Annotated in this window: 23 protein-coding genes; 11 read left to right on the top strand and 12 right to left on the bottom strand. The window is 37.8% G+C overall.

Annotation, left to right across the window (positions count from 1 at the left end; genetic code table 11):
• Positions 1-51 precede the first annotated feature (51 nt).
• Complete coding sequence (gene ettA / locus HCU67_RS09220) at positions 52-1,743, top strand: energy-dependent translational throttle protein EttA (protein WP_168552340.1); 1,692 nt, start codon at positions 52-54, stop codon at positions 1,741-1,743.
• Here ettA and HCU67_RS09225 read toward each other — a convergent pair.
• Entirely contained in the window at positions 1,733-2,359 is a 627-nt protein-coding gene (locus HCU67_RS09225; RefSeq protein WP_168552341.1) for a hypothetical protein, read from the bottom strand. The genes ettA and HCU67_RS09225 overlap by 11 nt on opposite strands.
• Positions 2,360-2,566: 207 nt before the next feature.
• Between HCU67_RS09225 and HCU67_RS09230 the strand changes: the two genes are divergently transcribed.
• Complete coding sequence (locus HCU67_RS09230; protein WP_168552342.1) at positions 2,567-3,454, top strand: hypothetical protein; 888 nt, start codon at positions 2,567-2,569, stop codon at positions 3,452-3,454.
• Positions 3,455-3,539: 85 nt separating this feature from the next.
• Here the strand turns inward: HCU67_RS09230 and fumC are convergent, their stop codons facing one another.
• Entirely contained in the window at positions 3,540-4,937 is a 1,398-nt protein-coding gene (gene fumC, locus HCU67_RS09235) for a class II fumarate hydratase (RefSeq protein ID WP_168552343.1), read from the bottom strand.
• Between the two features lie 112 nt (positions 4,938-5,049).
• Between fumC and HCU67_RS09240 the strand changes: the two genes are divergently transcribed.
• Complete coding sequence (locus tag HCU67_RS09240) at positions 5,050-5,235, top strand: hypothetical protein (protein ID WP_168552344.1); 186 nt, start codon at positions 5,050-5,052, stop codon at positions 5,233-5,235.
• Positions 5,236-5,264: 29 nt separating this feature from the next.
• Here HCU67_RS09240 and HCU67_RS09245 read toward each other — a convergent pair whose 3' ends face one another.
• The 3 genes from HCU67_RS09245 to prfB all read right to left on the bottom strand — a co-directional run bounded on the left by HCU67_RS09245 (position 5,265) and on the right by prfB (position 9,579).
• On the bottom strand, positions 5,265-7,757 hold the full coding sequence (locus HCU67_RS09245) for a TonB-dependent receptor (RefSeq protein WP_168552345.1): 2,493 nt from the start codon (positions 7,755-7,757) through the stop codon (positions 5,265-5,267).
• Positions 7,758-7,889: 132 nt separating this feature from the next.
• Complete coding sequence (locus tag HCU67_RS09250; protein ID WP_168552346.1) at positions 7,890-8,381, bottom strand: hypothetical protein; 492 nt, start codon at positions 8,379-8,381, stop codon at positions 7,890-7,892.
• A 102-nt stretch (positions 8,382-8,483) separates the two neighbouring features.
• A protein-coding gene (gene prfB / locus HCU67_RS09255) for a peptide chain release factor 2 (protein ID WP_168552347.1) occupies positions 8,484-9,579 on the bottom strand; the annotation gives its coding sequence in 2 pieces (ribosomal slippage) (positions 8,484-9,515 and positions 9,517-9,579; 1,095 coding nt in all).
• A gap of 84 nt (positions 9,580-9,663) precedes the next feature.
• Between prfB and HCU67_RS09260 the strand changes: the two genes are divergently transcribed.
• Genes HCU67_RS09260 through HCU67_RS09270 form a run of 3 tightly spaced genes read left to right on the top strand, consistent with a single transcriptional unit; the run spans position 9,664 to position 13,413 of the window.
• Positions 9,664-12,051 carry a zinc-dependent metalloprotease gene (locus HCU67_RS09260; RefSeq protein WP_168552348.1) on the top strand — a complete coding sequence of 796 codons (2,388 nt, stop codon included), beginning with the start codon at positions 9,664-9,666 and terminating at the stop codon, positions 12,049-12,051.
• Between the two features lie 10 nt (positions 12,052-12,061).
• Positions 12,062-12,385: a hypothetical protein gene (locus HCU67_RS09265; protein ID WP_168552349.1), complete on the top strand. Its 324-nt coding sequence runs from the start codon at positions 12,062-12,064 to the stop codon at positions 12,383-12,385.
• Between the two features lie 2 nt (positions 12,386-12,387).
• Positions 12,388-13,413 carry a threonine aldolase family protein gene (locus tag HCU67_RS09270; RefSeq protein WP_168552350.1) on the top strand — a complete coding sequence of 342 codons (1,026 nt, stop codon included), beginning with the start codon at positions 12,388-12,390 and terminating at the stop codon, positions 13,411-13,413.
• Between the two features lie 5 nt (positions 13,414-13,418).
• Here the strand turns inward: HCU67_RS09270 and HCU67_RS09275 are convergent, their stop codons facing one another.
• The gene (locus HCU67_RS09275; protein WP_168552351.1) at positions 13,419-13,874 is read right to left on the bottom strand and encodes a thioredoxin family protein; all 456 of its coding nucleotides are present in this window, start codon (positions 13,872-13,874) and stop codon (positions 13,419-13,421) included.
• A 73-nt stretch (positions 13,875-13,947) separates the two neighbouring features.
• Positions 13,948-14,241, bottom strand: coding sequence for a YegP family protein (locus tag HCU67_RS09280; protein ID WP_168552352.1), 294 nt, complete (start codon positions 14,239-14,241; stop codon positions 13,948-13,950).
• Between the two features lie 85 nt (positions 14,242-14,326).
• Between HCU67_RS09280 and HCU67_RS09285 the strand changes: the two genes are divergently transcribed.
• Positions 14,327-15,427 carry an OmpA family protein gene (locus HCU67_RS09285; RefSeq protein WP_168552353.1) on the top strand — a complete coding sequence of 367 codons (1,101 nt, stop codon included), beginning with the start codon at positions 14,327-14,329 and terminating at the stop codon, positions 15,425-15,427.
• Between the two features lie 47 nt (positions 15,428-15,474).
• Here the strand turns inward: HCU67_RS09285 and HCU67_RS09290 are convergent, their stop codons facing one another.
• Positions 15,475-15,915, bottom strand: a complete 441-nt coding sequence (locus tag HCU67_RS09290; protein WP_168552354.1) for a thioredoxin family protein — start codon at positions 15,913-15,915, stop codon at positions 15,475-15,477.
• Positions 15,916-15,925: 10 nt separating this feature from the next.
• Positions 15,926-16,252 carry a YbaB/EbfC family nucleoid-associated protein gene (locus HCU67_RS09295; RefSeq protein WP_168552355.1) on the bottom strand — a complete coding sequence of 109 codons (327 nt, stop codon included), beginning with the start codon at positions 16,250-16,252 and terminating at the stop codon, positions 15,926-15,928.
• 127 nt (positions 16,253-16,379) lie between these two features.
• Here HCU67_RS09295 and HCU67_RS09300 point away from each other — a divergent pair, with 127 nt between their 5' ends.
• The 3 genes from HCU67_RS09300 (at position 16,380) to capB (ending at position 20,907) form a co-directional block, all read left to right on the top strand.
• Positions 16,380-18,437 (top strand): S9 family peptidase, encoded by a 2,058-nt coding sequence (locus tag HCU67_RS09300; RefSeq protein WP_168552356.1) that lies wholly within the window; start codon positions 16,380-16,382, stop codon positions 18,435-18,437.
• A gap of 52 nt (positions 18,438-18,489) precedes the next feature.
• Complete coding sequence (capA, locus tag HCU67_RS09305; RefSeq protein WP_168552357.1) at positions 18,490-19,530, top strand: cysteate synthase; 1,041 nt, start codon at positions 18,490-18,492, stop codon at positions 19,528-19,530.
• A 117-nt stretch (positions 19,531-19,647) separates the two neighbouring features.
• Positions 19,648-20,907 carry a cysteate-C-fatty acyltransferase gene (gene capB, locus HCU67_RS09310; RefSeq protein WP_168552358.1) on the top strand — a complete coding sequence of 420 codons (1,260 nt, stop codon included), beginning with the start codon at positions 19,648-19,650 and terminating at the stop codon, positions 20,905-20,907.
• Here capB and HCU67_RS09315 read toward each other — a convergent pair whose 3' ends face one another.
• The 3 genes from HCU67_RS09315 to HCU67_RS09325 all read right to left on the bottom strand — a co-directional run bounded on the left by HCU67_RS09315 (position 20,908) and on the right by HCU67_RS09325 (position 23,924).
• Complete coding sequence (locus tag HCU67_RS09315; RefSeq protein ID WP_168552359.1) at positions 20,908-21,765, bottom strand: fructosamine kinase family protein; 858 nt, start codon at positions 21,763-21,765, stop codon at positions 20,908-20,910.
• A gap of 6 nt (positions 21,766-21,771) precedes the next feature.
• Positions 21,772-22,890: a GTP cyclohydrolase gene (locus tag HCU67_RS09320; RefSeq protein WP_168552360.1), complete on the bottom strand. Its 1,119-nt coding sequence runs from the start codon at positions 22,888-22,890 to the stop codon at positions 21,772-21,774.
• A gap of 65 nt (positions 22,891-22,955) precedes the next feature.
• The gene (locus HCU67_RS09325; protein ID WP_168552361.1) at positions 22,956-23,924 is read right to left on the bottom strand and encodes a transporter; all 969 of its coding nucleotides are present in this window, start codon (positions 23,922-23,924) and stop codon (positions 22,956-22,958) included.
• A gap of 79 nt (positions 23,925-24,003) precedes the next feature.
• Between HCU67_RS09325 and HCU67_RS09330 the strand changes: the two genes are divergently transcribed.
• On the top strand, positions 24,004-24,264 hold the full coding sequence (locus tag HCU67_RS09330) for a DUF4834 family protein (protein ID WP_168552362.1): 261 nt from the start codon (positions 24,004-24,006) through the stop codon (positions 24,262-24,264).
• Positions 24,265-24,279 lie beyond the last annotated feature (15 nt).

Consider the following 24,279-nt stretch of genomic DNA (forward strand, 5'->3'; position numbering starts at 1 on the left):
CCTCAATTATCTTAAACAATTTTTTAACCCCCTTTAATAAATGAACCAACTATGTCTCACGATAAAAAGGTAATATTTTCAATGTCAGGGGTCACAAAGACCTATAAAAATGCCAATACCCCAGTATTAAAGAATATTTATCTCAGCTTTTTTTATGGCGCCAAGATTGGTATCCTAGGTCTTAATGGTTCAGGTAAATCGACACTGTTAAAGATTATAGCTGGTGTCGACAAAAATTATCAGGGTGACGTGGTATTTTCTCCGGGCTTCAATGTTGGTTATTTGGAACAAGAGCCAGAATTAGACCCTAACAAAACCGTGTTGGAAATCGTAAAAGAAGGAGTTGCAGAGACAGTTGCAGTTTTAGATGAATACAATAAAATAAATGACATGTTCGGGCTACCTGAGGTTTATGAGGACGCTGATAAAATGCAGCAACTTATGGACAAGCAGGCCAAACTACAAGATCAGATAGATGCTAGTAATGCTTGGGAGTTGGATACCAAGTTGGAAATTGCCATGGATGCTTTGCGCACTCCGGATGCCGATAAAAAAATTGAAGTCTTATCTGGTGGAGAAAAAAGGAGGGTAGCATTATGTCGATTATTGTTACAAGAGCCAGAAATATTATTGCTGGACGAACCAACAAACCATTTGGATGCGGAATCGGTTCACTGGTTGGAACATCATTTGGCCCAATACAAGGGAACTGTTATTGCTGTAACCCATGATCGTTATTTTTTGGATAACGTAGCGGGCTGGATTTTAGAATTGGATCGTGGAGAAGGAATTCCTTGGAAGGGCAACTACTCAAGTTGGTTAGACCAAAAAGCAAAAAGATTGGCCCAAGAGAGCAAGCAAGCTTCGAAGAGGCAAAAAACGCTCGAAAGGGAATTGGAATGGGTTAGGCAAGGAGTAAAGGGGCGACAAGCCAAACAAAAAGCGCGTCTAAAGAACTATGACAAACTTGCCAATCAAGACTTGAAGGAATTAGAAGAGAAGCTGGAGATTTTCATTCCAAATGGACCAAGATTGGGAACTAACGTTATTGAAGCCAAAGGTGTCAGTAAGGCATACGACAACAAATTACTTTACGAAGATTTGAATTTTAATCTACCACAAGCGGGTATCGTTGGTATTATTGGACCGAATGGAGCAGGAAAAACGACCATATTCAGAATGATTATGGGAGAAGAAACTCCCGATAAGGGAGAGTTTGTTGTGGGTGACACTGCGAAACTAGCCTACGTTGATCAATCACATTCAAATATAAATCCTGAAAAATCAATTTGGGAAAACTTTAGCGATGGTCAAGAATTGGTTATGATGGGAGGTAAACAAGTTAACTCTAGGGCTTATTTAAGTCGTTTTAATTTTTCAGGGAGTGAGCAAAATAAGAAAGTAAATATGCTATCTGGAGGTGAACGCAATAGACTCCATTTAGCAATGACCTTAAAAGAAGAGGGCAATGTCCTTCTTCTTGATGAACCGACCAATGACCTTGATGTCAATACCTTACGTGCGCTGGAAGAGGGTCTTGAAAATTTTGCTGGCTGTGCAGTAATCATATCTCACGACCGTTGGTTTCTTGATAGGATATGTACACATATTTTGGCCTTTGAAGGCGATTCCCAGGTATACTTTTTTGAAGGGTCTTTCTCCGATTACGAGGAAAACAAAAAGAAACGTTTAGGAGCTGATATTATGCCTAAGCGAATTAAATATAAAAAGCTTATTCGTTAGACTCTTCAATTTGTAAAATTGCTGACTGTAGCAGCTTTTTTGTTCGCTCGCTGTAAAACTTTCGTTGAATTACATCACCTTCTTGACCTGTGGTGAAATCTTTTTCTAATTGAAATAGTAGTTTTTCAATAGAAGAATTTAAATCTTCCAAATACGAGTTATACTGTAAATGGGCGGATTCTATATCCTCTCCAGCATCTTTTTGCTCATCATTGTTTGAAGCCATTATGGGTTCAACATAAGACGAAGTGCTACAATAGTCTAAGAGTGTAATTAAGCCATCTATTTCTTCAAGGGCCTTCTTGGAATAAAACCTTCCCGCATACCAATCAATAGGGTCAACTGCCTTTTTTAAGTTTTTTGATATTTCGAACGATTTATCCTCTACCGCACTGCACTGACATAATTCAATATGTTTTTTGGAGTCTTCAAAAATGGAAAGGGCGCGTTTGGCAAAATAGACTTGGTGATCAAAACCTGTAACATCAACCGCCTTTTTTGTATGCGATAATGCGTTAGTTACATTGGAATATAATAATTGACAACTGGAATCTTCACTTTGGGCTTTCAACACCAGCGATACCATAAACAAAAGGATGAAGTAGGCATTTTTCATATAACAATATGTTTGGGACATAGAATACAACGTTTTGCTTTTGGTAATAGTGTTTGAATAACACGAATATTGGCAGCTAATTCCAGGTGTAAATATTTAAATGACTTAAATGTCCAACCAAAATCTTTTGAAAAACATCCAAATCAAAAAACCATCCGTATATCCATCAAATGCCCCCATGAAGGCGTTTGCATTAAAACTAATATTATGACAGAGACAAAAAGTAACAATGGTTTAAAGGTGATAGCAGGCCTTCTTGGTGTTATCCTTTTAGGTACGATAATTTATACGGTTAGCTTGTACCAAGACAAAAAGAAAACCACGGCTGCATTAAAGCAAGAAAAAGATTTGGTTGTTGAAGATTTGAATAGTCTTAAATCGGAATACGATAAAGCTATTTTGGAAAGTAACGCAACAAACGAAGAGTTGGTAGCAGCACGTGACAATATTGCAAAGTACATCGATTCTGTAAGCACTATGAAAGCTGACATTGCATCACTTTCTAGATACCGCAGACAAGTGAGCCAGCTAAAAGCTGAAAGAGAGGAATTATTGAAAAAAGTGGATTCCCTTTCACAATCAAATACACTTTTGGCAATGGAGCGAGACAGTACGTATGCTGAACTTGAAAAGCAGACTGTTTTTAACGATTCGCTTGTAGTGCAAAACACACAATTGGCTGACGCTGTTGAAAGAGGTTCTGCTTTGAACTTAACACAACAAAGTGTTGATGCTGTAAAGGAGCGCAACAGTGGTAAATTGGTTTCAACTTCAAGAGCTCGTGCGACCGACAAAATCAAAGTTTGTTTTACAGTAGCTCCAAATTCAATTGCCCAAGCTGGAGATAGAAAATTCTTTATTGAAGTATTAGATCCACAAGGTAATGTTTTAGGCGAAAGCTTAACGACTTCTAACGAAGATGGTGCTTCGATAACCTACACCAAAGAGACTAATTTCTATTTTGAAAATACTGCTTTGGATGTTTGTGACTATGTTAATAAACCTAGCGTTGATTTTGGCGCCGGAAACTACATGGTAAATGTTTACGACGACGGATTAAAATTATTGGGAACCTCTAAGTTTGCTTTGAAATAAAGCAAAAACTAGACACTTGCCTCAAATTGAAAAGGGCGCACTTTTATAGTGCGCCCTTTTCTATTATTAGTTAAGAACTTTTATCTTATTTCAGACTTCCAACCATATCTTCTGGTTTAACCCACTCATCATATTCTTCTGCCGTGACGTACCCCAAATTAATGGCTTCTTCACGCAGGGTTGTTCCGTTCTTATGAGCTGTGTTCGCAATCTCTGCAGCTTTATAATAGCCAATTTTTGTATTTAATGCGGTGACCAACATCAAAGAATTATTCAAAAGCTTTTTGATTGTGTCGTGATTTGGTTCTATGCCAACGGCACAATTAACCTCAAAACTAACACTGGCATCACCAAGTAATTGTGCGGATTGAAGAATGTTAGCCGCCATCATTGGTTTAAAGACATTCAGCTCATAGTGACCCTGTGTTCCACCTATGGATAGTGCAACATCATTACCCATTACTTGGGCGCAAACCATGGTCAAGGCCTCACATTGGGTGGGGTTCACTTTACCTGGCATAATGGAACTACCTGGTTCATTTGCGGGAATAATGATTTCACCAATACCTGAGCGAGGACCAGAGGCCATCATACGAATGTCATTGGCAATTTTATTTAAAGACACTGCTAGTTGTTTTAGGGCACCGTGACTTTCAACAATGGCATCATGGGCAGCAAGTGCTTCAAACTTGTTTTCCGCCGTTACAAAAGGGAGTCCGGTAAACTCAGCAATGTATTTGGCCACTAAAACATCATAACCTTTTGGCGTATTCAAGCCGGTCCCAACGGCTGTTCCGCCAAGTGCTAATTCAGCTAAATGCGGAAGTGTATTTTTTAAGGCTTGCAATCCATGGTCCAATTGGGAAACATAACCCGAAAATTCTTGACCAAGGGTTAGGGGAGTGGCATCCATTAAATGGGTGCGACCAATTTTGACTACTTCTTTAAATTCGTTCGCCTTTTTATGAAGTGTGTTTCTCAGTTGTTCCACACCGGGAATCGTCACTTCAACAATTTTTTTATAGGCAGCTATGTGCATTCCCGTAGGAAAAGTATCGTTTGATGATTGCGATTTGTTGACATCGTCGTTGGGTTGTATGGTTTTCTCGCCTTCACCTATTTTTTTACCTACTATTTCATGAGCTCTATTAGCAATAACTTCATTGACGTTCATATTGCTTTGGGTTCCAGAACCTGTCTGCCAAATTACCAGTGGAAATTGGTCATCATGTTTACCTTCCAGAATCTCATCGCAAACTTTTGAAATCAAATCACGCTTTTCAGATGAAAGAACCCCTAATTCACAATTGGTATGTGCAGCAGCTTTTTTTAGATATGCAAAACCGTAAACAACCTCTAATGGCATAGAAGCAGGTGTTCCGATTTTGAAATTATTTCGAGAGCGTTCTGTCTGGGCTCCCCAATATTTATCGGCAGGCACCTTAACCTCACCCATTGTATCTTTTTCTATTCTAAAATTCATGTAAGAGCAATTTAGATTGCAAAGGTAATTTATGAGATAGGATTAAAGATTTTTATTAAAGGATTTGTAACATAACAATTTCAAGCTATATCTTTGTACAAAACAATTTCCAATGCACGAAAATTTAGTTCAGTTTGACCAGTATTTAGGATTCTTAGCTTTCCTTACCATTTTGACAATTGGATTCTGGTTAATGATATTTCTATTGACCTTCGTTGTACCTTACTGGTTAGGAGGTAATTTATTGGAAATGTGGAAAGAAAGAAAAGCAGCCAAAAGAGCTGCAAGAAACGAATAAATCAAAAAGGAGCTTTTAAGCTCCTTTTTTTATTTACTTCCTCCAAATTCTTCTCCTCCTTCTCCATCATAATCTCTTCCGCCACCACGCTCACGTTTCTTCTTCTGATTGAATCGATACGTAAAGGCTAAATTAAAACTGCGGACCCTCCATTGAAATTCACTCTCGCTATCAAAAAATGGTGTTTGGGTAAAGGACCGTCGAATTCTACTGTTGAACACATCGCTAACATTAAAGGCCAAGGAGGCTTTATCTTTAAAGAAGTCTTTGCTAAAAGCCAAATCCAAAGAAAATATACCTTGGGTTCTGGTCTGTGCATTTTCCCGTGGTCCTCGGTAAAAGATTCGTGTCTGCCAATCGATATTTGCTGGTAGGGTTATTTTATTGTTTAATCGAATAAACCAACTTAAGTTATCAGCATCGAAGTTCTGTCCATTGAAATCACCGCGAGTGATTAAATTAAAGAGGTTAAGATTAAGATTGGCATTCCATTTTCGTGTTGGTCGATAATTTAAGTTAGCATCCAATCCATATCTATCGTTTCGTGCAAGATTTACAGGTGTTCTCCTGATAATACTGGTCAATTCATTATTAAAAAAAGTATCCACCCCAGTATCTTCAGTTATAAATGTGATGACATCCGTTGCACGTTGAAAATAGATGGAGGTATTTACCGTAAGTTTATCCCAACGTTTCAAATAGCCCAAATCAACTTGGTTTGAGAAAGAAGGAGTCAAGTTTGGATTCCCTTGAAATAAATTAGTAGGACTTGTTCTACTAGGAAATGGGTTCAGAAAGAAAGACCTCGGCCTTCTAATTCTCCTATTATATCCAAATTGCCAGCTTTCCGTTTCATTGATTTCATAATTTAAGTTCATTGTCGGAAACCAAGCGTCAAAATTATTTCGATTGAATTCACTGGTCTCAACCTGATTAATAATCAAACGTGTAGTTTCATACCGCAGTCCTCCCAAGAATGACATCTTGCCGAACTTGCTTCCATATTGTGTATAAAAGGCATTGATAGTTTCTTTATAATCCAAAACATTGCTTGGATTCGTCGCAAATTCATCATCTATATTGGGAAACAGTTCTTCTTCGGTTGGTGAGATAAATTCGACATCGTAATCGGTATCCAGTTTGTTGAAATCACCCCGATATCCTATTTCGAATTGTCCGGATTTACCAATGGGCTGTACATAATCCGTTTGAAAAAACACGCGACGTTGGTCTTCAGCTGTTCGTACAAATTCGCTGTCAAAACCGTTTTGTACTATTAATGATTCTTCTACTTCATCACTTTCCTCATACTGAAAATCAAAGGTCAGGCGGTGGTCTGATTCTCCATTGAATTGTTTATCATAATTGATGGCATATTGAAACGTTTTATCAATTTCTGATTCTGGATCAAATCGGAATCCAGAACTGGTACTACCATCCGAATTTTCTTGAAAAAAGTTATTTGTTGATTCGCTGTTTTGGTCGGAATCTCTAAAAAATAGGGTTTGGGTGATGGATGAAGTTTCATTCACATACCATTCAACTCCAAAGTTTATATTGTATCGGTCGCTGAAACGTTCTCGCTCTGAATCTTCGGTCAATGAGTTCGTTGGGGATCCATTATCATCAAAAAAGTTTGTGGAATTAAAGGAGTTACCTGGTCTATTTCTGTAATTGTAACCAGCATTTGTAAAAATATTTATATCTCCTGTTCTGAAATTGAGGTTACCATTAATTCCATATTGCTCAGGGTAGCCAACATTTCCGGTAAGCGCGCCATTCAGTCCTTGCAGTTTACTCCTCCTCAATATAATATTAATGATTCCACCAGATCCTTCAGCGTCATAACGTGCTGATGGTGAGGTAATTACTTCGACTTTCTCAATAGATTCCGCTGGTAATTGTCGAAGGGCATCGGTGCTATTTAAACCAGTGAGTGCAGAAGGTTTCCCATTAATAAGTATTCGAACATCATCGTTGCCCCGAAGTTGCACATTGCCCTCTACGTCAACTGAAACTGATGGTACATTATCTAATACGTCGCTAACAGTGCCACCACGTACCGTTAAATCTTGACCAACATTATATATTTTCTTATCTAGTCGCAATTCAACAGTTGTACGTTCTGCAACAACTTCAACCTCGTCTAGTTTTTCAACATCTAAAGACATTTCAATAGTTCCTAAATCGGTATTGGAACGAATGAGCTGTTGTTCTTGTCTGAAGGTTTTATAAGAAATGTATTCAACTGAGATATTGTACATTCCAGGATTGGTCTCCACTGCAAAATTTCCATCGATATCCGTAATGCCACCAGTCACATTTTCTGGATTTCTTACACTCTGCAAGATTAAAGTGGCATATTCCAATGGCCTGCCATTATCTTTATCTATAACCTTCCCGGTTATTTTAACCGTTCTTGAGTTTGCACCTTGCGGTCTTTGGGCAAAAACGAATGTTGCTACAAAAGCAAAATAAAGAAGTGTAAAAAAGCGAACGATACTCTGTAATCTCTGATTCATGATTACAAAGTTCAACCAGATGTACGTTAATTAAATTCTAAAAACCCTGAACGGCACAGATTAGAGTTTGTCCGACAACATTTAGCTGATAAAACTTTTTTGTAGAAAGTAGATTTATAAAATCGGTTGAACTTAACCTTCGGTTTCCTCCTTTTTCTTACGCTTTCGTTTTGATTTTTTAGACTCGCGCTCAGCCTTGGAAGGATTCTCTACCAATTTTAAATAGGCTTCGTATTTTTCAGGTGGAAGACCTGCTTCCAACTCTTCATTTTGCAATTTCCCCAACTTTTCAAATTCTTCCTTCATTTTCTGAGGTTCAAGTTGTAAAATCTGGAGCTCCATTCGTTTTTGAACATATTTGACCAAAGTAGTGCGCATGACTGCCTCCTCAAAAGGACCTAACTCTAAAGTTTCAACCAATCTTGGCATTTGTGTATCTACATATTCCTCTGCGGTCAATGGTTCTGGTTCCTTTTGGGGTGTCTGGGTTTGAGGTATTGCAGTTCGCCCTCTACCAAAGCGGTTCATATTAGGATTACCGTAAGGATTGCCAAATTGAGCTAGACATTCCGTCGTTAAAAAAAGCACTATAAATAAAGGCAGTATGTGTATAATATTTTTCATAGGTATTCACTTTAACTTCAACGATAGCAGACCATTGGATTCTCTCAAAACCTAAAATCTGGTTGCCCAAAGATACTATTGGTAATCAGAAACTGTACCAATCTATTCCTCTTTTTGACCCATCATCATCAAGAAGGACTTCAAAAATGCATTAATATCTCCATCCATTACGGCATCAACATTACCAGTTTCTTGACCAGTACGGACGTCTTTTACCAATTTGTATGGGTGCATCACATAGTTACGAATCTGTGAACCCCATTCTATTTTCATCTTTGAAGCTTCAATTTCAGCCCTAGCCTCTTGTTTTTTGCGCAACTCAATTTCGTATAACTGAGATTTTAGCATTTTCATAGCCGTTGCACGATTATCGTGTTGCGAACGAGAATCAGAACAAGAAATTTGTATGCCTGTTGGCTTGTGTACAAGTTGTACTTTGGTTTCAACCTTGTTCACATTTTGACCTCCTGCACCACTTGAACGAGCTGTAGTTATCTCAATATCTGATGGATTTACTTCAATTTCAATTGAATCATCGACCAAAGGGTAAACATATACCGACGCGAATGAGGTATGTCTTTTGGCATTACTATCAAAAGGCGAAATACGAACTAATCTATGAACACCATTTTCACCTTTTAACCAGCCGAAAGCATAATCTCCATCAATTTCTAAAGTAACTGTTTTGATACCGGCAACATCACCTTCTTGGTAATTGAGTTCTTTGACCTTATACCCGTTCTTTTCACTCCACATCAAATACATACGCATGAGCATAGAAGCCCAATCACAACTTTCAGTTCCACCTGCACCTGCGGTAATTTGGAGTACTGCTGTAAGTTCATCACCCTCATCTGAGAGCATATTTTTAAACTCTAAAGTCTCAATTAAATCTTTTGCTTTTTCGTGTTTTTGAGCGAGTTCAGTTTCTTCAACTTCGCCCATTTCGAAAAACTCGAGTAATACTTCCAAGTCACCGATAAGTGTTTTTGCTTCATCAAAGTCTTTGACCCACTTTTGTTTTGCCTTTAAAGATTTCATGTGGGCCTGAGCGGCTATTGGGTCATCCCAAAATCCTGGAACAAGTGTTTTCTCCTCTTCGTTCTCTATTTCAATGAGTTTGGCATCAATGTCAAAGATACCTCCTTAACGCACCAAGGCGTTCTAATAGACCTTTATGTTGATCTGTGGTAACCATTTCTAAAATTTCGGGCTAAAATAAGATTTCAAGGTGGTAGCGCAATCAAATTTCTCTATTTTTAGGCATCAAACACCAATCCGAATGAGAGCACTCTTACCACTAATTTTAGGATTTTTAGCAATTACAGCTATTCACGCACAGTCTTTCGAAAAGACCAAGGGACTTGAAAAATTTGATGGTTATTTTGACTTCTATTACGATGTTGGTAACGATAAGATTTTCCTTCAAGTTGACAAGTTGGAAGATGAGTTTCTTTATGTCTATTCTTTGAGCAGTGGAGTTGGAAGTAATGATATTGGCCTTGATCGAGGGCAGTTGGGCAATGAACAAGTCGTCTTTTTTAAAAAAGCGGGCAACAAACTGATGCTCATTCAACCTAATTTAAAATTTCGGGCAATCACTAGTAATACGTTGGAAAGGCAATCTGTAGAACAGGCCTTTGCAAAGTCGGTTCTGCATGGATTCAAAATTGAGGAAGAATCGAATGGAAGTTATCTTATCGATTTTACGGAATTTTTAATGCGTGATGCCCATGGGGTTTCAGCAAGATTAAAAAGCCGAAAACAGGGCAGTTATTCTTTGGACAAATCAAAAAGCGCTGTTTCACTTGATCGAACAAAGGCTTTTCCTAAAAATGTAGAATTTGATATGATGCTGACATTTAAGGGAAATCCAGATGGTGCCTTTATAAGATCGGTAGTACCTACCCCTAGCTTAGTAACTGTATCGCAACACCATTCCTTGATAGAATTACCAGATGATAATTTTGAAAAAAGACTGTATGACCCAAGATCAGGTAGTTATCCGTTCTCTTATTATGATTATTCCACTCCGGTACAAGAATCAATTTTAAAGCGTTTTATTCCACGTCATCGTTTAAAAAAGAAGAACCCCGAAGCTGAAGTTAGTGAGGCCGTTGAGCCAATTGTCTATTATTTGGATAATGGTACTCCAGAGCCCGTGCGCTCTGCTCTTTTGGAAGGTGGTCGTTGGTGGAATCAAGCATTTGAAGCCATTGGTTACAAAGATGCCTATCAAGTTAAAATATTACCAGATGACGCGGACCCTATGGATGTGCGATATAATGTAATTCAGTGGGTACACCGTTCAACCCGTGGTTGGAGTTACGGAGCTAGCGTTCGCGATCCAAGAACTGGTGAGATAATTAAAGGCCATGTAAGCTTGGGAAGCTTACGTATACGGCAAGATTTTTTAATTGCTCAGGCCTTATTGAAGGAACCTTTTAGGGGCAATGATGAGAATTATAAACCCATGTTGGATATGGCTATTGCTAGAATCAGACAATTATCGGCACATGAAATTGGTCATACCCTTGGATTCGCACATAACTTTGCGGCCAGCACCAACAACCGTGCTTCGGTAATGGATTACCCGCACCCGCAGTTCGAAGTAAGAGGAAGCAAAATAGAATTTCCGGATGCCTATGATACTGGTATTGGTGAATGGGATAAAGTAACAGTGGCCTATGCGTATTCTGATTTTCCAAAAGGAACGGACGAAAAAAGGGCTTTAAACGATATATTGGAAAAGGCCCAAAAAGATGGGTTACGATACTTATCAGACCAAGATGCAAGACCAATGGGTAGTGCGAGTCCAATAGCCCATTTATGGGATAATGGTAAGAATGCCACCAATGAACTGGAAGATGTTTTGCGTGTTCGGGAAGTAGCCATGCAAAACTTTAGTACTGATAACATAAAAACCGGTGAAGCCTATTCCGTATTGGAAGATGTTTTTGTTCCCGTTTACTTTTTTCACCGATACCAAACTGAGGCTACTGCAAAAATTATTGGTGGGGAGGATTACAATTATCAAGTGAAAGGAGATGGACAGGCAGGAAAGCAAGTGGTACCAAGGGCCCAACAACAAGAAGCGTTAAAAATGCTTTTAAAGACGTTGAGTCCAGATGTGTTGGCGATACCAGAACGACAATTGGAACTTTTTCCGCCTCGAGCAATAGGTTTTCCGAGGTCTCGGGAGTCTTTTAAGGGTAAGACTGGTGTTTCCTTTGACCCCTTAGGTGTGGCTGAAACAGCAGCTTCTGTAACACTCTCCCTTTTATTGAATCCAGAACGTGTAAATCGTTTGGTCATTCAAAAAGGATTTGACAACAGGCAGGTTGGGTTTGGTGATTTGCTAAATGAACTATTGACCAATACAATAAATGCAAACCAACAAACCGGTTACAAGAACGAAATTCAACAGGTCGTGAATTGGCAAGTACTTCAACATTTAATGCATCTTGCCGATTCTGATAAGGTATATCCACAAGTTAAAAATCAAGTGCTCAAATCACTCCAACAAATATTGAAACAATCAACTGGCAAGAATTATTTGTATACAGTAGAGCTAACTAAGTATTTTGAAAACCCCGCCAACTATAAGTTGAAGACCAAGGCACCAAAAATTCCTGATGGTTCTCCCATAGGAATGGATTGCATGAACTAAGAGCTCCTTTATGATTGATTTTGAAAAATTTAGGAACTGGCATTTTGTTGCTACTATACGATACAGAACTCCTAATGAAGGAGGAAGGAAGACACCATGCGAATTGGGATACAATCCAGATTTAAAATTTCCATTTACCGATAGAATGTTTATGGCACGTCAAATTTGGGAAGGTATCGATAAGGTTTTTCCCGGGGACACGGTTAATGCTAAAATTTTAACTGCATCACCTAATCTTTTAAAAAATAGACTTTCAATAGGATTGAATTTTACTCTCAATGAAGGACCAGTTATCGTCGCTGATGGCATTATTACTAAACTTGGTGAAATTTAAATATGGAAATCAATTTAATTAGTGATACGGTAACAAAGCCCACTCCACCAATGCTAAAAGCAATGATGGAGGCAGAAGTAGGGGATGATGTTTTTAAAAATGACCCTACCGTAAATGCTCTTGAGTCGAAAGTTGCAGAAATGTTCGGTATGGAAGCAGCACTGTTCTTCCCAAGTGGGAGTATGGTTAATCAAACGGCTATTAAGTTACATACCAACCCTGGGGAGCAGCTAATTTGTGATAAATATGCCCATGTCTTCAATTATGAAGGTGGTGGAGCAAGTTTCAACAGTGGTGTTTCGTGCAGGCTAGTGGATGGTCATCGTGGAATGATGACAGCAGAACAGGTAGAAGCGGCTATTAATCCTCCTGATTTCTATCATAGTCCGCTTACAAGCCTAGTTTGTATAGAAAATACAACCAATAAAGGAGGAGGAGCTTGTTGGGATTTTGAGGAACTTAAAAAAATAAGAAAAGTTTGTGAGGAACAAAATCTTGCTTTTCATTTAGATGGTGCAAGGTTATGGAATGCAATGGTAAAAAAAGGGGAATCTCCAAAACAATATGGAGCCCTATTTGATACAATCAGTGTTTGTTTAAGCAAAGGATTAGGATGTCCCGTTGGTTCAGTTTTGGTTGGGACGGAAAAACATATTCATGATGCCATTAGAATTCGAAAAATTTTAGGGGGTGGTATGCGACAAGCAGGGTTTTTGGCTGCAGCAGGAATTTATGCTTTAGAAAACCATATCGACAGATTAGCAGATGATCATCAAAAAGCCATTGAAATAGGTGACGTTCTTTCGACTTTGAACTTCATCAAAAAAGTGGAGCCTATCGAGACCAATATTATCATTTTTGAATTGGATGAAACAAAAATGACAAGCCAGGCTTTTTTAAATACTTTGAAAGAGCATCAAATTTCTATAATTGGTATGGGTCAAGGAAAACTTCGAATTGTAACCCATCTTGACTATTCTGATGATATGCACAAAAATTTTCTAGAAGTATTGAGAATATTGGGTTAGGAAAATTACTTATTCTTCTCCAAAAAATCGAGGTGGTATTGAACATGTCCATTCATACTGTAACCAGAATAATCATCAATTATTTCACCCTTAGGATTGACAACGACCAATAAAGGAAAAACCTTTCTTTTGTTCAGCTCTCCCATCAAAGCCTTGTTCTTTTCATATTGTTCCGCAGTAATCAAGTCTTGATTGCGCGGAATATCGACATAAACAAGATTGTATGCTTTAGATAATGACTTGAATTCACTGGTGCTGAACAAATCTTGCTTTAATTTTTTACAAGGGGCACACCAGTCGCTTCCAGTAAAATAGACTAAAACATTCTTTTGATTTGATTGTGATTCTTCCAAGGCAACGCTATAATCAACGTTCCAACTAACATCTTCAATTATTACACTACTTGGATTTAAAAAAGTTAAGAGACCAAGGGAAACCAAGAGAAAAAAGTACTTCGTCATGTTTAAAGATTTGGTTTATAAATAACGCAGAACCTTTTGGTATTATTGGGCAAACTAAGTTGTATTCTTGGTCTTATGGCATTTGTATGCCCATCTGTAGGTTTTTAATACCATTCTCCATTCCGGCTTCAGAGGAATAAAGTTCACTTTGACCTATGAGCACACCGTCGGTAGTTTTTAGGTTTATCATGAATTTTCCGTTGGTATTGGTTTTCCGTTCGAAAACCACATCTTTTTTCAATTTTAACAACGATGCTTTGGCTTCCTTTTCACTAGAAAATGGCTTGCTTTCAAAGAGTAAATTTCCCGTAGTTGAACTAATAGTAACGCTATATCTTCCTTCCTGATTATGAACTACTTCTACCATAATTTTTTTAAAAATTTAACAAAATGTGACCTTTTCCAGATTCTTGTTTCCAATTATACGAGTCTAAATAAACCATTAATATATTATGAAAAATTTACTATTTCTAGTAGCATTACTTGCTACTTCGACGATGTTCGCACAAGATTTACCAGAAAACCCAGAAGTGGGTAAGTGTTATGTGCGTTGTACTACACCCGATGTTTACGAAAATGAGAGTGTTACGGTTACAATTAAGCCTGCTTACAAAGTTTTAAAAGTTGTTCCTGCAACCTATAAAACTGTTACTGAACGTGTTTTGGTTAAAGATGAGAGTAAGACCCTAAGGGTTATTCCTGCAAAATGGGGTACCGAGCGCGTTTCTTTTGTTTCAAGAGAAGCTGCTGAGTCTTTAAGAATTGTTCCAGCCAGTTTCAAATCTAGTTCTGAAACTGTTGAAATTAAGCCAGCATATGCACAATGGGAATTGGGCGCTTCTGCTCCTGATTGTGATTCTAATGACCCAAATGATTGTCGTTACTGGTGTTATAAGGGGTATCCTGCAGAATTTACTACGGTAAGTACTGAAGTATTAGCTTCTGACGCTTCTGTAGAGAAAATTGCTGGTACTGCAAAGAGTGCATCTTACACTAAAAGAGTTTTGTTGGAAGCTGCAAAGGTTGTAGAGGATATCATCCCAGCTGAATATGAAACAATTACAAAGACTGTAATTGATCAGCCTGCAAGAACTGTTGAAGAAACGGTACCTGCAGTTACTAAAACAGTAACGAAAGAAATTCTTAAATCAAAAGGAGGTCTAACTTCTTGGAAAGAGGTTGAGTGTGCTTTGGTAGAATATCAAGCATTGCCGATTAATTGGAATTTAGGAAGCGCAACTTTGACTTCTGGTGCAAAGCAGATTATCGATTCTAGATTAATGCCTGTTTTAGAGCAAAACCCAGGTGTGAAATTGGAGATTGCTTCTCATACTGATGCCAGAGGAACTTCTTCTTCAAACCAAGATTTGTCAGAAAGAAGAGCTAAAGCAGTAGCTGACTACCTAATTTCAAAGGGTGTTAACTCAAGCTTATTGGTGGCAAACGGTTACGGAGAAAAAAGACTAAAAAATCGTTGTGCTGACGGTGTTTCTTGTACTGAACGAGAACACGCAACAAATAGAAGAACAGAGTTTAGATTGATTAACAACTAATCAACCTAATCAGACTCGATGAAAACTCCCAAGAAATTGGGAGTTTTTTATTGGTTTCTTTTTAAGAATTCGATATGATATCCGATTTCACCATTCATGCTATAACCTGAATATTCATCTAAAACCTTTTCTTTTGGGGATACTACTAAAAAAAGAGGAAAAACACCCGTTTTATTATATTTTTTAAAAACCTGTTGATTATGTTCTTTTTGTTCACGGCTAATTACGTCGTTCTTTCTAGGAATATCAATATAAAGCAATATGAATCGCTCTGATACTTCTTGAAATTCAGTGGTGTCAAAAAGGTCTTCTTTTAACTTAATGCAAGGGGCACACCAATCACTGCCAGTGAAATAAATCAATATATTTTTATCATTGTCCTGAGCCAATTGAATTGCCTCTTGAAGATTTGATTGCCAAACAATTTTTTCTTCCCCTTTTAATAGAAAAACAATTATAAAAGGTACAACTAGAAATAAGGTTCTCATCGTTGAGGGTTTACTTAAAGAACGAGTCCATGCCAGGTATATTGGGCATTCCTTCCTTAGCTACCGCTCCAAGCTCGTCTTCTTGAATTTTTGATGCTTTAGAAATTGCTTTGTTCAAGGTAAGTACTAGATAGTCTTCTAATTCTTCTTTATCACTAAGCAATTGCTCATCAACCGAAATTGATTTTATTTCTCTATTTGCGGTCAGCGTTATTTTTAACCTGCCATCTGAAGAGGATTCGTCAACAAAAACGGAATCAAGTCTTTTTTTTGTTTCCTCAACTTTTTGTCGGGCTTCTTTTAGTTTGCCCATCATTCCCATTAAATCTCCAAACATTATTATCAAATTTGATATAACAAAAATATTATTTTGTCTTTAAAACACTAAAAGCATGAATTCAACCATAAGGATTATCGTTCTGTTTTAGTGCCTTATTTTTGGGGTTTCTTGCAAAGATGCCACTATGGAGTTAAAAGCACCAGTTGCTAAAAAGAAGCCAAAAAAACTGGAGATACATAATGATGTGCGTGTAGATGATTACTATTGGTTAAATCAGCGTGACGACCAAGAGGTTATTGACTATTTGGATGCCGAAAATGATTACTACCACAAAATGACTGCACATACAGTTGATTTTCAGAAATCACTTTACCAAGAAATGCGTGGTAGAATCAAGGAAGATGACTCCTCGGTACCTTACAAACTAAATGGCTATTATTACTTAACTCGATTTGAAAAAGGAAGGGAATATCCAATTTATGAGAGAAAAAGGGATAGTCTGCAGGCTAAAGCGGAACTTCTTTTTGATTGTAATGCTATGGCCGAAGGACATGAGTTTTTCAATTTAAGGGGAATTTCAATAAGCCCGGACAACAAATGGGCTGCGTTTGCTGTTGACACCGTCTCCAGACGGCAATATCATATTCAGTTTAAAAATCTTGAAACAGGAGAGATTTTATCTGAAAGAATCGAAAATACAACAGGTGGCTCAACATGGGCTTCTGACAACAAAACGATTTTTTATACCAAGAAAGATCCTGTTACGCTTCGTTCTGACAAGATATACAAGCATAAATTGGGCGCTTTGTCGAGTGAAGATGAGCTGGTTTATCATGAGACCGATGAGACATTTTCCACTTTTGTCTACAAAACAAAATCAAAGCGTTTTATTGTTATTGGTTCATCGAGTACCTTGACTTCAGAATACCAAATACTCAGCGCAGACAATCCGGATGGCCAGTTCAAAGTTTTCTCACCTAGAACAAGAGGAATTGAATATTCAATTTCCCACTATGGAGACCATTTTTACATATTGACCAACAAAGACAAGGCCACTAACTTTAAATTGATGATGACTAATGTGGAAGAAACCCAAATGGGTTTTTGGGTGGAGTTTATTGAACATCGTGAAAATGTCTTATTGGAAGACGTTGAGATATTCAAAGAGTTTTATGTGCTCTCAGAAAGGCAAAATGGATTGAACAGATTAAAAATTGTTCGATGGGATACTTCTGAATATTACTATTTACCTGTGGATAGCGAAACTTATGTGATGGGCCCTACTACCAATTTGGATTTTGACACTTCAAAGCTTCGATATTTCTATAATGCCATGACTTCACCATATGCCATTATTGATTTCGATATGCATACTATGGAAAAGACTATTCTAAAAGAACAGGAAGTCTTGGGGAGTTTTGATAAGGAGGACTATCGTTCGGAACGTATTTGGGCAGAAGCCCGAGACGGAGAAAAGGTTCCAGTTTCACTCGTGTATAAAAAGGATACGCCCTTAGATGGTTCGAGCCCACTTTTACAGTATGCTTATGGTTCTTATGGTTCTACCATGGATTCATATTTTTCAACAGTACGATTGAGTTTGTTGGATAGGGGATTTATTTATGCTATTGCACATGTTAGGGGAGGAGAATATTTAGGTCGCTCGTGGTATGATAATGGCAAATTGCTTAATAAGAAGAACACTTTTACCGATTTTATTGATGTGTCAAAACACCTAATTGAAGAAAAATATACCAGTTCTGAGCATTTATACGCAATGGGTGGTTCTGCAGGTGGTCTATTAATGGGTGCAATTGTAAATATGGCTCCAGAACTTTACAATGGTGTAATCGCTGCGGTACCATTTGTAGATGTCGTTACAACTATGCTCGATGATTCGATTCCGTTAACAACAGGGGAATATGACGAATGGGGAAATCCCAATGATAAAATTTACTATGATTACATTAAATCATACTCACCATACGATAATGTGGTAGCCAAAGAATATCCCAACTTATATGTTTCTACTGGACTACATGATTCGCAAGTACAATATTGGGAGCCTGCAAAGTGGGTCGCAAAACTCAGAGAAATGAAAACCGATGATAACCAGTTGTTTTTAGATACCAATATGGATGCTGGTCATGGTGGAGCATCAGGCAGATTTGAGGCTTTGAAGGAAACTGCAAAGGAATTTTCGTTCGTGCTTGATTTGGAAGGAAAAATCCCAACAAATTAAAAAATACTATTTTTGCGGCGTGCTAAAACAACGGCACAAACCTAACTTTACTATGAAGAACACTATCAATGCTCATGATAGCATCCTCGATTTAGTAGGACAGACACCCCTTATAAAACTTAATCGCATTGCAGAGAGTTTAACCGGGAACTTTTATGCAAAAGTGGAGGCATTTAATCCCGGGCATTCAGCAAAGGATAGAATTGCTAAGTATATCATTGAGGAGGCTGAAAAAAAGGGAATCCTTAAGCCAGAAAGTACAATAATTGAAACTACTTCGGGTAATACGGGCTTTAGTTTGGCCATGACCAGCATGGTCAAAGGTTATAAGTGTATTTTGGCCGTAAGTTCGAAATCGTCACCAGATAAAATTGACATGTTACGGTCAATGGGGGCAGAGGTCTACGTTTGTCCCGCCCATGTAAGTGCTGACGACCCTCGTTCGTATTATGAAGTGGCCAAAAGACTGCATCTCGAGACACCCAATTCGGTTTATATCAATCAATATTTTAATGAACTGAATATTGAAGCACATTATAAGTCAACGGGTCCCGAAATTTGGGAACAAACAGCTGGTAAAATAACCCATTTGGTGGCTTGTAGTGGAACAGGAGGAACAATTTCAGGGACGGCCAGGTATTTAAAAGAGCAAAACTCCAATATCAAAATATTAGCTGTTGATGCCTACGGTTCGGTTTTGAAGAAATACCATGAAACTGGTGAATTTGACCAGGAGGAAATATATCCATACCGAATAGAAGGATTGGGTAAAAATCTTATTCCTACGGCAACCGATTTTAATATGATAGATCGCTACCTAAAGGTTACTGATGCCGATAGTGCCCATATGGCTCGAAAAATCGCGCATTCTGAAGGAATGTTTGTTGGCTATACCAGTGGTGCGGCTATGCAAGCTACAATGCAGTATAATCTTGAAGGAGAGTTCACTGAAGAAAGTAATGTTGTTGTCATTTTCCCTGATCATGGTTCACGATATATGAGTAAAATTTATAGTGACGAATGGATGGAGAACCAGGGCTTTTTAACTGAGCAGCACCAAGTGGAAGCTAAAAAAATTGAATACATAAAATAGAATACGTTTTTATATATCTAAAAAGCACCTCAAAGTAGGTGCTTTTTTTGTGTAAAAAATTTATTGCAAGGGCATTGCCGAATATATACTTTTGCAGTTCATTCAATTGTGATTTAGATGAGGGATTTATTTGACAGAATTATTGAAAACAAAGGCCCTTTGGGCAAATGGGCTTCTCAGGCTGAAGGTTATTTTGTGTTTCCAAAGTTGGAAGGACCCATTTCAAATAGAATGAAGTTTCGCGGAAAAGAGGTCATTACTTGGAGTGTTAACGACTATTTAGGGTTGGCCAATTTGCCAGAAATCAAAAAAGTCGATGGTGACGCTGCCTATGAGCATGGTGCGGCTTATCCTATGGGTGCTCGAATGATGAGTGGCCATACCGATTACCACGAACAACTTGAAAATGAATTGGCCGAATTTGTTCATAAAGAATCGGCATACCTTTTAAATTTTGGTTACCAGGGCATTATGTCGGCGGTAGATGCCTTAGTTGCCAAAGATGATATTATTGTATACGATGTTGATTGCCATGCCTGTATTATTGATGGCGTGAGATTGCACATGGGCAAACGATTTACATTTACCCACAACAACGTTGAGAGTTTGGAAAAGAATCTTGAGCGAGCAACAAAATTGGCTCAAGAAACAGGTGGCGGAATCTTGGTAATCTCTGAAGGTGTATTTGGAATGCGCGGTGAACAAGGGATTTTAAAGGAAATTGTAGCCCTTAAAAAGAAATATAAATTCCGATTATTGGTCGATGACGCCCATGGTTTCGGCACATTAGGTAAAACCGGAGCAGGAGCAGGAGAGGAGCAAGGTGTACAAGATGAGATAGATGTTTATTTTGCAACTTTTGCAAAGTCTCTCGCTGGTATTGGTGCATTTTTGGCTGCAGATAAGGAAATAATCGATTATTTAAAATACAATCTGCGTTCTCAGATGTTTGCCAAATCATTACCAATGATTTATGTAAAAGGTGCTTTGAAACGCCTTGATATGTTGCGTAGCATGCCTGAATTAAAAGCTAAGCTATGGGAGAATGTAGATGCCCTTCAAAATGGGTTAAAGGAACGTGGGTTTGACATCGGAACAACTTCAAGTTGCGTAACACCTGTTTATCTTAATGGTAGTATCCCTGAAGCTATGGCTTTGGTAAAGGATTTGCGTGAAAATTTTGGAATTTTCTGTTCAATCGTGGTTTATCCCGTTATTCCTAAAGGCTTGATATTACTAAGAATGATTCCAACAGCTACGCATACCATGGAGGATATTTCAGAAACCTTAGAAGCATTTTCGGCAATTCGCGAGCGCCTTCAAAACGGAACATATAAAAGACTTTCTGCTGCAGTAGCGGCTGCAATGGGAGAGTAATTATAGAAAATAGGTTTCAAGAATTTGTAAACAAGGTCTTCTGTAGGAGGTTCCAAACAAATTTAGATGAACCAATAAATAATAGAGCTGGTAGATTTCTACCAGCTTTTTTTGATTTTGATGGGCTGGTAGTATTTCATGATAGGCTCCATAAAAATCACTAGAAAATCCACCAAATAGTTTGCTCATGGCCAAATCAACCTCATTATGTCCGTAATAAACGGCTGGGTCTATGAGGTATGGTTTGCCTTCTGTTGAAATTAGATAATTACCACTCCACAAGTCTCCATGCAGTAGAGCAGGGGATACCTCCCCGAAAATATGTTCACAAGTATTGACCATCTTAGTTGTTGATGGAACTTGTTTAGGAGATATGTGACCATTTGTTTGCGCCATGTTCAGTTGAGGTAAAATCCGGTTCAACACATAAAATTCAGACCAATTGGAATTGGGAGTGTTGTCTTGGGGGAGCTTTCCAATAAAATTTTCTGTTTCCAGACCAAATTTTACTTCCGTTGATTCCAAATGCATTTTTGCCAGTGCCCGACCAAACGTTTGCATATCAATTGCTTTTGGTGTTCTGTTCTCAATAAAGGATAGAATTAAGCTACAAGCTTTATTTGTTTTATGGATTCCAATGACCTCAGGTATGTTAATCGCGCCAGTTTGCCTTAATTTTTCAAGACCAAGTATTTCCTTATTAAATAACTGTAAAGCGTTAGGAAATGATGCTGATTTCACAAAGAAATCTCCAGTTGTTGTTCTAACTTTTTGTGCCGATGCAATGTCGCCACCAGTTAAAGGAGTTATTGAAACGACTTCTTGCTTGAATATTCGTTGAAGTTGCTTTTCGTCCAAGCCGTATTAAAGGGATTTTCTATAGGTTCTTCGTCGTTTATGGGTAACAGGGTCAAAATGCTTCCACATTTGACGAATGGCTGTATTTTCTTTCAATTCTGGTGTTCGAATGCAATTTTCAACACCTCTTTTCTTAAAGGTGTGGTAAAATTCGTTGAATATAATAGCGGTAACGCCCTTATTTTGATACTCAGGGTGAATACCAATTAAGTAAAAGATAACGTCTTTACTTTTCTTTTTTGCTCGCAAAAGATGAAATACGCCAAAAGGGAATAGTTTGCCATTAGCTTTTTGCAGCGCTCTTGAAAACGATGGCATCACAATGGAGAAAGCAACAATATTTTCATCCTTATCCACAACAAACTTTATAAATTCAGGATTAATAAATCGTATGTACTTTTCTTTAAAATACGCTTTTTGAACATCAGTGATTTTAACGAAAGAGGAGAGTTTGGCATAGCTTTCATTGAATAAATCAAACATTTTATCGGCGTATGGCATTATCTCCGAACTCTTACTGAAATTCATAGGCTTTAGCCCATAACGCCTTTTTATGAGTTCGTTGGCCTTGGCAAATGTTTTGGGATTGGCATTTGAGAATTTGAATTTATTTTCGAGGTATTCTTTTTCTTTTACCAGTCCATGAGTTTCGTAGTGTTTTTGGTAATAAGGATGGTTGTACCAGGTAATCATTGTACCAATATGATCAAAACCTTCAATCAACACTCCAACCTTATCTAGGTTTGAAAAACCCACAGGACCTTCCATATACTCCAAGTTGTTGGCCCTTCCAATTTCAACAATCTTATCAAGAAGAACTTTTGATACCTCCAAGTCGTCAATAAAATCAAACCAGCCGAATCTCATTTTCTTGAGTCCTTGCTCATTAATTTCAATGTGATTTATAATAGCAGCTATGCGACCTACAATGGTAGATTCTTTATAGGCCAAAAAGAACTGGGCGTTTGCTGATTTGAAAGCCGGATTTTTTTCCTTATTGAAGGTTTCCAACTCGTCATTGATAATTGGAGGCACCCAGTATTTATGGTTTTTATATAGGGAAAATGGAAAAGTTACAAAGCTTTTTAACCCAGATTTGTCGCTAACTTCCTTAATCGTAATCATTGCGCTATTTTAAATGCACAATGTAAGGTATTATGTAAAGGAGGGAAAATGAAATGGGATATCTATTAGAAGTCTACTTTCTTTTTCTTTTTACCCTTGCTCTTTTTTTTCTTTTTCATAGAGCCTTTTTTGATTTTTCCTTGAGGACGCTGTTCATTGATAGGTACTAACTTGTCTTTGTGAAAATCAAGCCGGTATGACAATCCGAAAGAACCAAAATAACGTGACGGGGTCGTTTTAATACTTCCACCAAAATTTAGATCCATTTGAAAATTTTCGCTAAACAGGTGTGCTACACCAGTTCGGAAGAGGTTATCAGAATACCTATCACTGATTATTCCTTGATGTTCAAGAAAAACGCTCCATTTTGGGTTGCGAAATGCCCTTTGAAATGAAATTACATAATTCCATTCTGGAAAATCAGTAGTAATTCTGTCGTAGGCTACATTGGTAATCAATGTCGATTTTGGAGTCAATCTACTTTGAGTAGCAATCATACCACGATAGGAAATGGTGGCATCCTCTGGGTAAAAAGGGTTATCTCCCAGATTAAAGGTTGCCCCACCATAAAGAGAGACTGCAGGTAATAAATTTTTGAACTGAAATTTATTATTCGCCCGCCAACTATATAAATTCGGTTTGTTTTTATCAGGATTTTTAAATGGATCAAATACAAGAAATTTCAGTCCTGCTCGATTTCTCCTAAAATCATTTCGTGTTTCTTCAACTCCAAAATTGTTGAAAGTAATATTTTGTGAAATATAACTTCCTTCGTAAACCAGTTCCAAGGTTTCGAAATAGAGTCCATACCGTAGTGCAAAATCGGCACCAATGATATTTGAATCGGTATTGTTTTCTGAATGGTTCTGAATTTCATACAATCCGCCAACCTCAAATTGTAGCACATTACTACCAAGGGCATAAGCACTGACCGAAACCCCGGGGCGATTTGAATTTATTACTTCGGTATATTGACCAATTAAAAGGAAAGGGGTCAAAAAAAGTAAAACGAGTAGACTTCTTGTACTCACCATGTTTTTTAATACTATTTTATGATACGTGTTTCTCGAATGCAGGACTAACTAAGTAATTTTGAATCAATAGCGACAATACATGGTTTTATTAGAAACGATATTAATACTGCTAATCGTATACTACGGACTAAAATTACTTTGGCGATGGTTGGCACCACAAGTATTAAACTTTGCCGTAAAGAAGACTGAAGAACGATTTCAACAGCAGTTCAATACCTACCAAAACCCAAATCAGGGTTCTGGTAATGAGGGAGAAACGACAATTATCAAAAAAACTTCACGAAAGCAGAAATCTTCAAAAAAGGTAGGCGAATACATAGATTTTGAAGAAATTGACTGATATTTAGGGCTTCAA

This window comes from Croceivirga thetidis, from assembly GCF_012272815.1.
GTDB lineage: Bacteria > Bacteroidota > Bacteroidia > Flavobacteriales > Flavobacteriaceae > Croceivirga > Croceivirga thetidis.